This is a genomic window from Sorangium sp. So ce321 (assembly GCF_051530195.1).
Lineage (GTDB): Bacteria > Myxococcota_A > Polyangia > Polyangiales > Polyangiaceae > Sorangium.
The window spans coordinates 1,796,136-1,809,750 of sequence record NZ_CP150329.1; the positions used below are offsets into that span (position 1 = coordinate 1,796,136).

The window sequence follows — 13,615 nt, forward strand, 5'->3', positions numbered from 1 at the left end:
TGCGCGCCAAGCGCAGGTCGCCCTCATTCGCGGGGCGAGCGGCGCTGTTGCTCGCCGCCTCGCCCCAGCCCGGCCGGGGCCGCATACGCGATGCCGCCGTGCAGGGTCCCCGCCGTGACCACGCCGCGCAGGTCGACGCCGAGCTCGATCATCGCCCGCGCGATCGCCGGCTGGATGCCGGTGAGGACGACCTTCGCCCCGAGCAGCCCCGCCGCGCGCGCCGCCTGCACCAGCATCTCCGCGACGTGCGCGTCCACGGTCTTGACGCCCGTTATATCGAGGATCGCGATGCGGGCAGCGTGTCGCTCGACGCCGTGGAGCAGCGTCTCGATGATGCGGCTCGCGCGCGGGCCGTCGAAGTGGCCGATGAGCGGCATGACGAGCACCCCCTCGGCGATCGGCAGCAGCGGCGTCACGAGCTCCCGGATCGTGTCCTGCTGCGCCGCGATGAGCTGGTCCCGCGCCGCCTCGCGCTCGCGCTCCGCCGCCTTGACGCGCGTTATATCGACGGAGAGCCCCGCGACCGAGCCCGCCGGGATGCCCTCGCCCTGGAGAGGGAATTTCACCGAGTAAAAGGTCTTCTCGCCCTCGGGGTGCGGGGCGGTCTCCTCGGCTTCGAACGGCGCGCCGCTCTGGCGCACGTGATCATCGACGTCCTTGTAGATGGACGCGACCTCCGGCGGAAAGAAGTCCCTGTCAGTCATTCCAAGCATGCCGCCCGGCGCGACGCCGACGAGCTGCTCCAGCGAGCGGCTCGCCACGAGGTACGCGCCGCCCCGGTCCTTCGCATAGATGAGCACCGGCGCGCGCTCGCAGACCGTGGCGAGCAGCGTCTCGCTCGTGCGGAGCCGCTGCTCGCCCCGCCTCCGCTCGGTCACGTCCTCCGCGGAGACGATCACCTCGCGCGCGGAGCCGTCCTCGCCCCGCGAGAAGACCTCCGCGCGCGCCGCGAAGACGCGCTCGTCCTCCTCGTGCCCTCGCGCCCGCAGCTCGCCTTCGATGACCTCGAGGTCCCGCGCCGACGCGAGCCGCGCCGCGCTTGCGGCGAGGCCCGCGAGGTCGTCCGGATGGATTCGAGACGAGAGCGCCTCGAGGCCCCGCGCCGACAGCTCCTCGCCCGTGCACCCGACCGCGCGAGCCAGCGCGGCGTTGTGGGCAGTGAGCCGCGCTGCCTTGATGTCCAGCACACACACGATCGTCGGCACCGCGTCGAGCATGCGCTGGGCGCGCGCGCCGATCGCCTCGTGCGCCTCGCTGACCTTGGTCCCCGTCATCGCGACACCACCTTGCCCGGTCACGGCAGCAAGCTGCAGCTCGACACAGGTGCCTGGACGTCCTCGGCTCGATTCATCCGGCAGGTGAGCACGCCAGTCGCCAGGAGAGCGCCGCCAGGAGCACGTCGATGGTGCATCGATCCCCCTTCACAACCAGGACATGACGAATACAATCCAGGTTGATTTTTACGATTAAGTGAGCGCAAAACGGCTGTCAACGCTTTTGCGTGCTCCTGGTGGGGGCGCAGACAATCACGCGAGCTCCGCGCGCCCGCTCATGGGAGCAAGCTGCACTTCGAGAGGGGCGTCCGGTAGTCCTGATCCTCGTATTTCTGCTTGAACTCGTCCAGGTTGTTCGGGCAGACGGTGTACCAGCCAGCGTTGACGAACGGGTCCACTGGCCGGTTGAGTGTGACCATGTCGTGGGCGAGCAGGACTGTATCGAAGCCCCAGCCGTACAGCTTCTGGCCGAGGAGCACGTCGACATACCCGGCGCGCATGGGCTCGAAGTACTCCGGGAGCGCGTCGAAGGCGACCGAGTGGATGGTCCTCTCCTTCGCTCTCGCGGTGAGCAGCGGCGCGTGCTCCGCGAGGTTCGACTCGCGGAGGATCTTGCTGAGAGAGAAGAAGAAGCCCGCGATGTCCGGGGTCTCCTCCAGGGCCTCCTCCGCCTGGCGCGCACAGAACGGGTCGTCGTTGTCGTAGCCAACACAAGGGAGGGTCGCGACGTTCGTCATGTCCGGGTACTTCGCCAGCGCCTCGGTGAACCCGGCGACCCGCTCGATGAAGGTCACCGCGGGGGAGATGACATAGCCGCCGCCGGCGTCGTCCTCGAACCGCGTCTGGAAGGCGATCTTGCCGGTATGCCCGTTGATCGTCGCGAGCGCATCCACGAGGAACGCGGCGGCGGCCCTGTTGTCCATGCCGTAGTAAGCGTGGCGCTTGCTGTTCGGGGCGTCGCCGCCATACGTGATGACCTTGATGCCCGCGTCGACCGCCTCGTCGATGAGCGACGTCTCGCACGCCGGGTCGAAGACGTCGACGGCCATCGCGTCCACCTTCGTGTCGATGGCCTCCCGGAGCACAGCCATCTGCGGCCGGGCGAAGACGCACGGATCCGAGGTGTCCTCGTCCGCTGCATCCATCCCCGTGGCATCTGGGCACTTTGGCTCCATGATCCTCACGTCGACCGGCCGCTCGTTCCGGATCGTCAGGTCCTCCTGCGCCTGCCTCGCGCCCGCGCGGCACAGGTCGCAGAACGGATTGCACTCCGCGTGCGTGATGTAGGCGATGCGCACCGGAGCCCCCGCCGTGCCGGCTTCCTCGCCGCAGCCGAGCATCCCGAACGCCACCAACATGCAGCCAGAGACAGCGCCACCGCGCATATTGCTTTCCCCCCCTATCTTCATCCCAGGTTGACTCGAACCATCGCGACGCAGCGAGAGCCCCCGCGCCAGCCCGCCCACCTTCATGCCCCGTCGCCGCCACCTGCGGCGGCGGCGCCTCCTGCTCCCCCGGCGCCGCCCTGACCGCCTGAGCCGCCTTGACCGCCTGAGCCGGCGTCGCCACCCGAGCCCCCCTGACCGCCTGAGCCGGCCTCGCCGCCAGCCCCACCAGCGCTGTCCGCGCCGCCGGCGCCGCTGCTCGCGCCGCCGGCGCCGCTGCTCGCGCCGCCGGTCGACGTGCTCCCGCTCGCGTGAGAGGAGGTCGTCGCGCCGATCGACTCGTCGCAGTTCGGGTTGTCGTACTCGATGAAGCAGCCCACCTCGACGGGGTGGCCGACCTCGACGCAGCCCCAGGCCATGAGGCCGGAGACGGCCGACAAGCTAACGACGAGCGAGGGAAGGAGTGTGCTTTTCACGGTGAAGCTCCGAACGCCGCGCCGGAGGAGGGCACGGCCGCCGGCGCCGGCCCCCCCGCAGCCTCGTCGTCGAGATGAAGCTCGATCCCCGCGAAGATCGTGAGCCGGTTCGCCAGCGCGAAGTCCGCGGTCGGGCCGTCCTCCACGAGGTAGCGCGGCAGCCCCTGGTTGGGCCCGACGACATAGGGCTCGTGGGACGAGAATGCGTACTGACCGCCGAGCGTGTAGCTGGCGCCCTTCAGCCCGGGGAGCTCGCCCGTGAGCGCCGCCCGGAGCTCGAGCTGCGGCGGCACCTCCGGGCGCGGGGCGATGTTCGACGGATCGCCCCCATAGTACGCCTGATCGGCGATCCGACGACCCATGTAAGCGGCGGCCAGCGACACGGCGCCGGACTGGAGCTCGTACGAGATGCGCGCGTTGCCGTACACCTGGGGCGCGACGGTGATGGGCACCTCGTCGCCGGTGCCGAACCGCGCGTTCCTCGCGACCTGTTGCTCCGACATGCGGCGGCGCGTCAGCGCGAACGTGGAGTTCACGCCGAGGCGCAGCTTCCGGTCGATGAAGCTCGTCTCGTATCCGAGGTTCGTGCCGTAGTTCTTGATGCCCGGGACATTGTTGTACTTCGAGACGCTGGGCGCCTGGAGCTTCACGATCTGCAGCTCGATGACGTCCCGCCAGTCCGAGTAGAAGCCGCCGATCGTGAAGGCGTGCGCGCCGCTGCGGACCGACGAGACGGCCTCCAGCGAGGAGACGTTCTCCGGCTTGAGGCCGTCCGGGTTGGGCAGGAGCCGGCCGGTCACCGTGTAGAGCTCGACGAAGCTGGGCGCGCGGAAGGCGCTCGAATAGATGAGCTTCAGCGAGACGCGCTCGTCCGGCGTGACGATCAGCGCGGCGCGCGGCGAGATCGCGTTGGCGACGTAATCGAGCGGGATGCGCGAGTCGAGGTCCACCCGGATCCCGGCGTTGATCGAGAGGGGCCGGAGCGGGTGGAGCGTCTGCTGGACATAGGCCCCCAGCGCCGCCTCGTCCTTGCGGCTGTTTCCGCCGCCGTGCCAGTGCGTGAGCCCAGGGTCGGAGCCATAGCTCTTGCCCGTGAGGTCGTCGAACGCGACGAACTCGTAGGCGGACGTGCGCAGCCGCCCGTCGACGCCCACCATCGTCGAGAAGGATCCATCGCCCAGCCAGTCGTACCGCCCCTGGACCTCGAGCCCGACCCAGCGGGAGAGGAACAGCGACTCTTTCCGGCAGGGACCGGAGGGGCCGCGCGGGCATTGCTCGGGGGAGAGGACGCGCAGCGGCACGCCGGGCACGATCGGGTCGTGCCCGATCACGTAGCGCGAGCGCAGGACGCGGCTGTACCCGAAGTACCCGCGCGCCACGCCCTCGAGCCGCTCGCTCAGGCGGGCGCGGTAGCGCAGGCTGGTCAGGAAGAGCGATTGCGTGTTGTCGTTGCGCGCGTCGTCATAGGCCCCGACGCGGTTCTCGTAGAGGTCCATGTACGGCGCCGCCCACGACGAGCGCGTGGCCCGCGCGGTGGCGCTCAGGTCGCCGGCGTCGAGGCGCAGGTAGACGCCTGCCTTGCGCCGGAACCATTGCTCTTCCACCGGGCCGCCCCACGTGCCGGGCTCGGCGTGCGGGCCGAGATCCATGCCTGGCCCGCCGTCTTGCCCCTTCGGCAGCCGTTGCTTCGGAAAGCTGATGTGGGGCCCTTCGAAATCGTCGACCTCGAGCGCCGCGACAGCGCCCGCGGGCTCCCCGAGCAGCGTGAAGCTGCGCCCGAAGCTCAGCGAAAGCGCGCTGTCGTGCCCGACCCGGTCGGCGGTCGAGGCCTCGATGCCGCCCGACTCGTCGAGCGGCGGGGACGCCCCGAGCATCACGGAGGCGTGGAGTCCGGGGTGATCCGTGGCCTTCTTCGTGACGACGTTGATGACCCCCAGCATGGCCTGCGCGCCGTAGAGCACCGAGCCAGGGCCCAGGATCACCTCGATGTGGTCGACGACATCGAGCGGGATGTCGTGCAGGAAGACGGCCCCGCCGCCCTGCTCGTTCACGACCATCCCGTCGAGCACGACGAGCACGTGGCTGTTCGCGTCGCGGGTCAGCGCGACCCCGCGCGCGCCGACCTCCGGGACCGACATGCGGCTGTGCGCGAAGGCGCCGTTGGAGAGGAAGTTGAGGGCGTCCTCGAGGCGCCGCAGCCCGAACAGCTTGAGCTGCGCGCCGGTGATCACCGACGACATGGCGGGCGCGTCGCTCGCGCGCTCCGCGGCGCGCGAGGCGCCGGAGACGACGTTCTCCTCCAGGATCTCGAGGAGCGAGCCGACGTCGTCCGCGCGCGCCTCGCGCGCCGCGGAGGACAGCCACGCGAGCGACGCGGCAGAGAGCAGTGCCAGACGGGTCGAGCTCACGTCAATAGATCCTTGCCAATTTGAGGATGGAAGACGGGAAATCGATGCGCTGGGACCGGGCCTGCGCGAGGTTGATGCTCATGCGCGGCTTGCCGTTCGCCACGTCGATGCCGAGCACGACGCCCAGCGGCACATACGGCTCCACGGCCGCGACGGTCAGGACGCCGCTGTCCGCGAGCGCGCCGCGGATCGCGGCGACCTCCTTCGCGAGCCCGGAGGAGACATAGAGGACGTTGATCTCGCGCGCGCGGCACGTCGCGGCGAGCTCGGGCGCCGTCGTGTACTCGGCGCTCTCGGCCCGGATCGGCTTGTCGCGCACCTTGCCGATGTCGGTCAGCGCCTTCTTCATCTGCTGCGCGGCGCTCGCCGAGTCCGCGTCGCCCGCCTTCGCGAGCAGCAGGAAGGCGACCTGGGCCCTCGCCTTCTCCGGGAAGCCGCGGTCGTAGGGCAGGATGCGCGTGACGATCTCCGCCTGCACGGGGAAGGGCGCGCTCGCGGGCTCCGCCCGGGCGCGGCGCGGCGCGCTCGCGGCGGCGGCGGCGACGCCGAGCAGGAAGGAGCGCCGGAGGAGCGTCACGGCTTGCGTTCCTTGTCGCGCCCGCGCGACAGGCCGGAGAGCTTGCGTATCCGGAGCGCCGCCTGCACCTGCGGGGTGAGCGCGAGGAGATCGCCCTTCCTGCCGAAGACGCCGTCGAAGCCGAGCTCGGCGTACCGCGCGCCGGCCTCGGCGTCCGTCGTGTAGAGATAGAAGAGCGGCGGCCGCTCGCCCGCGGGCAGCGCGGCCTTGAGCGAGCGCAGGACGGCGCCGCCGTCGAGGCCCGGCATGAAGAAGTCGACGATGACCAGATCGCAGCCGCGCAGGTGGCGGGCCGTGCCCACGAGCTGCGTCGTCGTGACGACGTCGTAGCCCGCGCTCGACAGCTCGACGCGGATCCGCATCAGCACGATCTCGCTGTCGTCCACCACCAGGATGCGTCCACCTTGCGACATCGCGTCATCCTCCGTTGCTGCGAGGGGCAGCCTGGGTGCGGGGGCGGATCACGAACGCCGCCCCGATCCGGCGCGACGCGTCCACCTCGATGAGCCAGCCGACCGAGAGGAGGTCGGCGCGGACCGCGGCGAGGCCGACGCCGCGGCCGGCCAGGTCGCTGACGTCGCCCTTCGTGCTCACGCCGGGGGTGAACAGGAGCTCGCGCGTCCGGCGCAGATCCGACGGATCGACGCCGGCGCTCGTCGCGAGGGCGTCGAGGTCGATGCCCTGACCGTCGTCCTCGACGACGATCGTGGGCAGCGGCTGATCCTCGATGCAGATGGCGCGGATCATGCCGAGCTCGGGCTTGCCCGTGCGGATACGCGCGTCGGGGCGCTCGATGCCGTGCGCGATCGCGTTCCGGACGAGGTGGATGAGCACGCCCGGGAGCACGCGGGCGAGGTCGGAGGGGAGGGGGACCTCGCGGCCGTCGATCTCGAGGCGCGCGCGCTTCCCCTCTTTCTCGGCCCAGCGGGGGACGCGCTCGACGAGGGACGCGAGCACCTCGCCGAACGGACGGGCCCCGAGGCGGCGGACGATCTCGGCGGCCTCTCCGTCCCGCGCGCCGATCAGCTCGGCGAGGCGCGCGACGTCGGTGCGGCGGACCGTGATCTGGTCGAGGATGACGCGGCCCACGGGGGAGGCGTCGACGAACGTCTCCTGCGCGCGCGTGAGCTCGTCCGCGACGCGCTTGAGCCGCGACCGCCAGGACACCGAGCACCCGTCGACGGAGAGCCGGTCCTCGGAGCGCGCGCGCGCCTGGACGACGGAGAGCTCGTCCTCGAGCGTCATGATCTCGTCGGCGAGGCGCTCGAGGTCGAACGACCGGGCCTCGCCCTTCATGGTGTGCAAGAGCTGCAGGAGCTCGTCGATGTCCGCGGGGCTCAGCTGCCCGCCGCTCTGCAGGATCTCGCTGCACCGGGCCACGCGCTCGCGCGAGATCTCGATGAAGCGGACGAAGACCTGGCCGCCGCCGGCGACGAGGCGGCGCATGGCGGCGATCTGGCGCGCGTGCTCCTCGTCCTTGGTCTTGACGCTCTCCTCGAGGCGCCGGAGCTCGGTCTCGTCGGTCGCGAGCAGCATGATGCGCGCGATCTTCTGGCCGGAGACGACCGGGCAGAACTCGAGCCGCAGGAACCTGCGGTCGCCCGGCGCTCGCTCGAACCAGATCTCGCGCGGGGCGAGCTCGGCGACCTCCGGGAAGACGTCGAGCTCCGCGTCGAACGCGACGTCGACCCATTGCCTTAGCGCCTGGCTCTCGACGCAGAGCGGCCCGCCGCGGTAGAGGAGCTCCGCGACGTGGTGCCCCGCCTCGGCGCGCTCGCCGAAGATCTGCCTGGCTTGCCTGGACACCTCGCTGCCGAGGCGGCCGTCGGGGCCGAACGCCACGATGGCCTCTCGCATGTTGTCGAAGAGCTCGCGGAGGCTCTTCGTGGCCATCTCCAGCTTCCCCTCGCGCTCGAGGATGGCGGCGCTCATCGCGTTGAAGACGTCGGCCAGCCGGCCGAGCTCGTCGCTCGTGCCGACGTTCACGCGGACGGCGCGCTCCCCCTTGGCGACGCGCCGCGCGGCGTCGACGAGCCTCGCGAGCGGGCGCACGATCTGCCACCGGGCGAACGCGAGGAGCAGGAAGGCCGTCATCGCGGCGATGAGCCCCGCGTATTCGAGGATGTCGCGGCGGGCCGCGGCGAACGCCGCGTTCTCGGGCTCGAGGGAGAAGACGACGACGACGGTCCCGAGGCGCCGCCCGTCGTCGCGGAGGACCGGGCGGGCGACGCGTATCTCGCGCTCGAGGACCTGGTTCTCGGCGCCGCGCGTGGTGAAGACCGAAAGGCCCTCCGGCGGGTGGCCGACCTTGGCGGCGGGCGCGGCGTCGCTGCCCCACGCGATGGCGCCGATCAGCGCGCGGTTCGAGCGGAGCTCGTCGAGATCGCTCTGCGCCGCGTCCCGATCGCCGAAGTCGAGCGGCGCGGTGAGGGCCCCCGCGAGCAGGTCGGCCATCATCGACGCGGCATTGGCCTTGGCCAACACGAGATCATCTCGAGTCTTCTGGATCACCTGATTGGCGACCAGGATGGTGACGCTGGTGAGGACCACGACAGTCGCCGCCGCGAGCTTGATGCCGATGCCCAGATGAACGCCGGCGCGCCGCCGGTGAGGCGCCGAGGGTGGGAGGACAGGAGCGGATCCCGGCATCAGGCGCTCGGCGCGGCGGAGCGTCTCCAATGCAAGGAACGGTCGAATCCAAGAGCGTACGCCATCCGCACCCCCATGAATGGAAGAGGCATGGCAAGGCGCGCCGTCGGCGGCTCCCCTGGGGAGCGAGGACAGGCGCGCGGAGATGCCCCTTTGATATCGACGGTACGCAGCTCGTTGCGGCTTTGCAACATGAATTTCCTGATCCGCGGTAAAAGTGAATGTCAGCTGCACGTGTTTGGCCGCTCACGCTTCTGATGGTTAAATTTCAGCATTGGTGGAGGTGAAGCAGGACAGAAGATGACCGGATCACCGAGGTGACGGCCGGGCGCGGCGAGCCGGGGCGAGCGGGCGCCGGGCGGGACGACGGCCAGCAGGCTCGCGGCGCGGGCCCCGGTGTGCGGGTGACAGCGCGCAGCGCGTGCTGTTAGACATGGTGAATGCGCGCAGCGGACCGCGCACAGCGCACCGCGCGAAGACCCAGCAACAGAGGACGATCCCCCGACCATGCGCCACGCCCTGCGGCTGCTCTGCCATCCTTCCACCCACCTGCTGCCGGTGCTGCTGGCCCTCGCGTCGCTCGCCTGCGTCAGCGGGTGCGGCGGCACGGACTGCGGTGACGTTGGCCCGCCAGCGCCCTACTCCTTCACCGCTCGTCTGGAGCTCCCGCAGGGAGACATCCCGGTCGATCTCGTGATCACCCTGAGCGGGGCTGGGACCAACGCCTCGATCCGCCTGGACGACCTGGAGGCCGACGGATCCAGCCTCTGCAACGTCGACGGGGACATCTCGTGTACCTGGGGTGATGGCAGCCCGGGAAAGGGGACGTTCGACGCGACGGCCGCCGGTTACGCGCCTGTCCACGTGGACCTCGACGCGGCGAGCGCGGCTTGCAACGGGGTGATTCCCGCTCACCAGAACGCCACGCTCACGCCGCAGTAGGCGCCCGGCGACCCGGATCGGACGCTACTTCAGCCCGCCCGCTCCGCCGCCATCGCGGGCAGCCACATGCGCACCGTGGTGCCCTCGCCGGGCTCGCTCTCGACACGGATGCCGCCATGGTGCTCCTTGATGAACCTGTGCGTCAGCGACAGCCCGAGGCCGGTGCCTTGCCCGGGCGGCTTCGTCGTGAAGAACGGCTCGAAGATGCGGCTCAGGTCCTCGGCGCGGATGCCGCAGCCGGTGTCGCGCACGCCGATCTCCACGCCGTGGACGTCGCCGCGCGGGAGCGCGCGCGCCTCGACGACGACGGCGCCGCCATGGGGGGTGGCGTCGAGCGCATTGCCGATCACGTTGAGCAAGGCGGAGTCGAGCTGCGACGCGTTGGCGAGCACCGCGGGCAGCGTGGCGGCGGAGTTGCTCACCTCGAGATGGACCCTGCGCTCGCGCGCCCGCGGCGCGGAGAGATCGACCGCGCGGCGGAGCGCCTCGCGCACGTCGCACGGCTCGCGGCCGATCGGCCTGCCGCGCGCGTACTCGAGCAGCGCCCTCACGAGATCCGAGCAGCGGTTCGCCTGCCGCTCGATCGTGCCGAACGCCTTCAGGATGGCGGCCTCGTCGGGCAGGCCGTGCCCCTGCCGGTGTCGCCGCAAGAGCAGCTGGACGCTCATCAGGATGGCCGACACCGGGTTGTTCATCTCGTGCGACAGCCCCGCCACGAGCGTCCCTATCGCCGCCATCTTGCCCGCCTGGAGGAGCTCCTCCTGCGTCTCGGAGAGCCGCTCCAGGGCCGCCGCGAGCTCCCGGTTCTTCGCGGCGAGCTCCAGGTAGGCGCGGTGCAGCCGCTCGGCTGCGCGGACCCGCGCCCTGAGCTCCCGCGGATCGAACGGCTTGCTCACGTAATCGTCGGCGCCGACCTCGAGCCCCCCCGCGGCCTCCGCGACGCTCGCCCGGGCGGTCAGCAGCAGGATCGGGATGTCCCGGAGCTCTGGATTGCCCTTCAGCCGGCCGACCAGCTCGAAGCCGTCCATGTCCGGCATCATCACGTCCGACACGATGACGTCGGGCCGCCTCTCCCCGACCGCCGCGAGCGCTTCCCGGCCGTTCGTCGCCAGCGCGACCTCGTGCTCGGCCGACAGGAGGTCCCGCAAGTAAGCCCCCATGTCCGGGTTGTCCTCCACGACGAGCACGCTCGAGCTCGGCCCGGTCGCCCGGCCGCCGGCGCGCCCGTCGCCGCCAGCCCGCGGCGCGGCCGCCGCGCCGTCGCCCGCGCTGACCGTCGAGCCCTGCGCATCGAGCGGCGTCAGCGACGTCCGCCGCGCCTCGCGCGGCTCCGGCGCGCGGGGCGGCCGCTGCGCGGCCAGGCCGCCGCCGTCCAGCGCGCGCGGGAGCCGCACGAAGAAGCGGGAGCCGGCGCCAGGCTCGCTCACCACGCCGAGCGTGCCCCCCATCAGCTCCGTGAGCTCCTTGACCAGCGCCAGCCCGATCCCGGTCCCCTCGTGCTTGCGTGTCGCCGACGCGTCGAGCTGCTGAAAGTGCTGGAAGAGCAGGTGTCTCTGGTCCGCCGGGATCCCTGGACCGGTGTCCTCGACGGAGAGCTCGAAGAGGCCGTCCGTCGCCTGCAGCCCGACCGCGATCCGGCCGCCCGACGGGGTGAACTTCAGCGCATTCCCCAGCAGGTTGAGCGCGATCTTCTCGAACTTGCGCCGGTCGAGGGGGACAGTCCGCAGCGCTGGATCCACCCGGACCGAGAGCTGGATGCCGGCGCGCTCCGCCGCCGGCAGCGCCTCCTCCACCATGTCCGTGACGAGCGCTCCCACGTCGACGGCTTCCCTGTCGATCTGCATCTTGCCGGCCTCGATCTTCTGGTAATCGAGGACGTCGTCGACGAGCCTGCGGAGCCGCCGCCCGCTGCGCTCGATGCGCTCGAGGTACGCCCGCGCCCGCGGCGAGAGCGGCTCGTCCGGGCTCGACAGGAGCGACTCGATCGGGCCGAGGATGAGCGAGAGCGGCGTCCGGAGCTCGTGGCTCATCACCGTGAGGAACTCTCCCTTGGCGCGCGCGGCCGCGTCCGCGGCTTCCTTCGCCCTCTGGAGCTCGATCTCCATCTGCTTGCGCTCGGTGATGTCGACGTAGATCCCGAGCAGCCCCGCCACCTCGCCGCGCTCGTCGCGGATGGGCACCTTGCTGGTGAGCAGGAAGCGCTGCTGCCCGTCCGGGCGGAGCAGCGGCTCCTCGATGTCGAGCATCGGCGTGCCGCCCTCCATGACCTCCCGGTCGACCCTCACGAAGAACTCCGCGTCCTCGTGCCTGCCCCACACGTCGAAGTCGGTCTTCCCGACGAGGTTCTCCAGGACCTTCGTGTTCGTGTCGTTGAGGAAGTTCTGGTTTCCTCCCAGGAAGCGGCCCTGGCGATCCTTCCAGAAGATGGCGTGCGGGATGTTGGCAATGACGTACTTGAGCACCGCTTGCTGCTGCTCGAGCACCTCCGCCCGGCTCCGGTCGCCGCGGTCCATGGCGGCGCCGGCCCGAGCCTCGGCAGATAACGCCGTCCGGGGCGTACGTGCCTGTCTGGCCCGTCTTCGACTGGTCGGGACGAGCTTGCTGACCTTGGCGGAGAGTCGGTAAAGGCGTCGCGTCATCCGATTGCCGGTCAAGCATAGGACGGGCGCGAGCGACCTCAAACACCTTCGCAGCCCAGGAGCGCCGCTGCCGCGCACGCCCGGCAGCGGCGCCAGCGCGCGAGCAGGCCGGCGCGGCGGTGCAGACAACCTCATCACCGCGCGGCGCGACCGTCGCCGCGCGCGCGCCGAGCGACCGAGGTGAGATCGCGGCGCCCACGACGCCGCCCTGCGTGGGCGCGGCTGGCGTCGTGGGGCAGGTGGTCCGGGCGGCCGCGAGATCCTGTCGCGGGAGGCCGCGCGTTCACGCGCTGGCCCTGCCGTGGTAGGCGCCCGGCACATGTCGGCCCTGCACACGTCAGCCCAGCACACGTCAGATCGCGTCGCGCTCATCACCGGAGCGGCATCGGGCATTGGCGCGGCGACCGCGCGAAAGCTGTCGCAGAGCGTTGGCGGCCTGGTCCTGATCGACCGGAGCCGCGACGCGCTCCACGCCCTGGCCGAGGAGCTCCGCGGGCCGGAGCTCTTGCTGCGCGACGGCGACGTGGGCAGCGAGGCCCCGTGGTCCGAGCTCGAGGGGGCGATCGAGCGCCGCTTCGGGAAGCTCGACCATGTCGTCGCGAACGCCGGCGTCGCCCACGGCGCGCCGATCGCGGAGACGTCGTTCGACGACTGGCGGCGCGTCCTCTCCGTGAACCTCGACGGCGTCTTTCTGACGCTCCGGACGGGCCTTCGTCTCCTCAGGAAGACGGGCCGCGGCGGGACGGCCGTGGTGGTCTCGTCGGCCGCGGCGGTCAAGGCCGAGCCGGGCATCGCCGCGTACGGGGCATCGAAGGCGGGCGCGGCGCAGCTGGTCCGCGTCGCGGCGAAGGAGGGCGCGCCCGACCGGATCCGCGTGAACGGCATCTTGCCCGGCGGCGTCGAGACGCCGATCTGGACGCAGACGCCCTTCTTCCAGTCGCTCGTGACGTCGGCCGGCAGCGAGCGCGCCGCGTTCGACCAGCTGGCCGCGATGGCCACTCCCCTCGGCCGCTACGCGACCGCCGACGAGATCGCCGGGATCATCGCCTTCCTGCTCTCGGACGCGTCGGCCACCATGACGGGCGCGCTCGTGGTCAGCGACGGCGGTTATTCGCTCTAGAGCGCTTTTTGCGCGGGTTTGATGCAGACGTCTCTCGTCTCTCGTCCCTCGTCCCTCGTCCCTCGTCCCTCGTCTCTCGTCTCTCGTCTCTCGTCTTCCGTCTGCCTTCCCCGTGCGCGTGCGCGTGCGCGTGCGCGTGCGCGTG

Annotated in this window: 10 protein-coding genes; 2 read left to right on the forward strand and 8 right to left on the reverse strand. The window is 71.1% G+C overall.

From position 1 onward, the window contains the following. Nucleotides 1–23: 23 nt before the first annotated feature. From WME89_RS07075 to WME89_RS07105, 7 genes are all read right to left on the reverse strand, one after another. Complete coding sequence (locus WME89_RS07075; RefSeq protein WP_438008476.1) at nt 24–1,274, reverse strand: PAS domain-containing protein; 1,251 nt, start codon at nt 1,272–1,274, stop codon at nt 24–26. A 275-nt stretch (nt 1,275–1,549) separates the two neighbouring features. Then, nucleotides 1,550–2,632, reverse strand: coding sequence for a substrate-binding domain-containing protein (locus WME89_RS07080; protein ID WP_438008477.1), 1,083 nt, complete (start codon nt 2,630–2,632; stop codon nt 1,550–1,552). 110 nt (nt 2,633–2,742) lie between these two features. Further along, nucleotides 2,743–3,135 (reverse strand): hypothetical protein, encoded by a 393-nt coding sequence (locus WME89_RS07085; protein WP_438008478.1) that lies wholly within the window; start codon nt 3,133–3,135, stop codon nt 2,743–2,745. After that, on the reverse strand, nt 3,132–5,543 hold the full coding sequence (locus WME89_RS07090; protein WP_438008479.1) for a TonB-dependent receptor plug domain-containing protein: 2,412 nt from the start codon (nt 5,541–5,543) through the stop codon (nt 3,132–3,134). The genes WME89_RS07085 and WME89_RS07090 overlap by 4 nt, the downstream gene beginning before the upstream one ends. Before the next feature lies 1 nt (nt 5,544). Further along, entirely contained in the window at nt 5,545–6,120 is a 576-nt protein-coding gene (locus tag WME89_RS07095; protein ID WP_438008480.1) for a YfiR family protein, read from the reverse strand. After that, complete coding sequence (locus WME89_RS07100; RefSeq protein ID WP_438008481.1) at nt 6,117–6,533, reverse strand: response regulator; 417 nt, start codon at nt 6,531–6,533, stop codon at nt 6,117–6,119. The genes WME89_RS07095 and WME89_RS07100 overlap by 4 nt, the downstream gene beginning before the upstream one ends. A gap of 4 nt (nt 6,534–6,537) precedes the next feature. Continuing rightward, the gene (locus tag WME89_RS07105) at nt 6,538–8,769 is read right to left on the reverse strand and encodes a HAMP domain-containing protein (protein WP_438008482.1); all 2,232 of its coding nucleotides are present in this window, start codon (nt 8,767–8,769) and stop codon (nt 6,538–6,540) included. Nucleotides 8,770–9,276: 507 nt separating this feature from the next. Between WME89_RS07105 and WME89_RS07110 the strand changes: the two genes are divergently transcribed. Then, nucleotides 9,277–9,711: a hypothetical protein gene (locus WME89_RS07110; protein WP_438008483.1), complete on the forward strand. Its 435-nt coding sequence runs from the start codon at nt 9,277–9,279 to the stop codon at nt 9,709–9,711. Nucleotides 9,712–9,740: 29 nt separating this feature from the next. On the opposite strand, the gene WME89_RS07115 is transcribed toward WME89_RS07110, so the two are convergent. Continuing rightward, entirely contained in the window at nt 9,741–12,224 is a 2,484-nt protein-coding gene (locus WME89_RS07115) for an ATP-binding protein (RefSeq protein WP_438008484.1), read from the reverse strand. A gap of 445 nt (nt 12,225–12,669) precedes the next feature. On the opposite strand from WME89_RS07115, the gene WME89_RS07120 reads away from it, so the two are divergent. After that, entirely contained in the window at nt 12,670–13,470 is an 801-nt protein-coding gene (locus WME89_RS07120) for an SDR family NAD(P)-dependent oxidoreductase (RefSeq protein ID WP_438008485.1), read from the forward strand. Nucleotides 13,471–13,615: the final 145 nt, after the last annotated feature.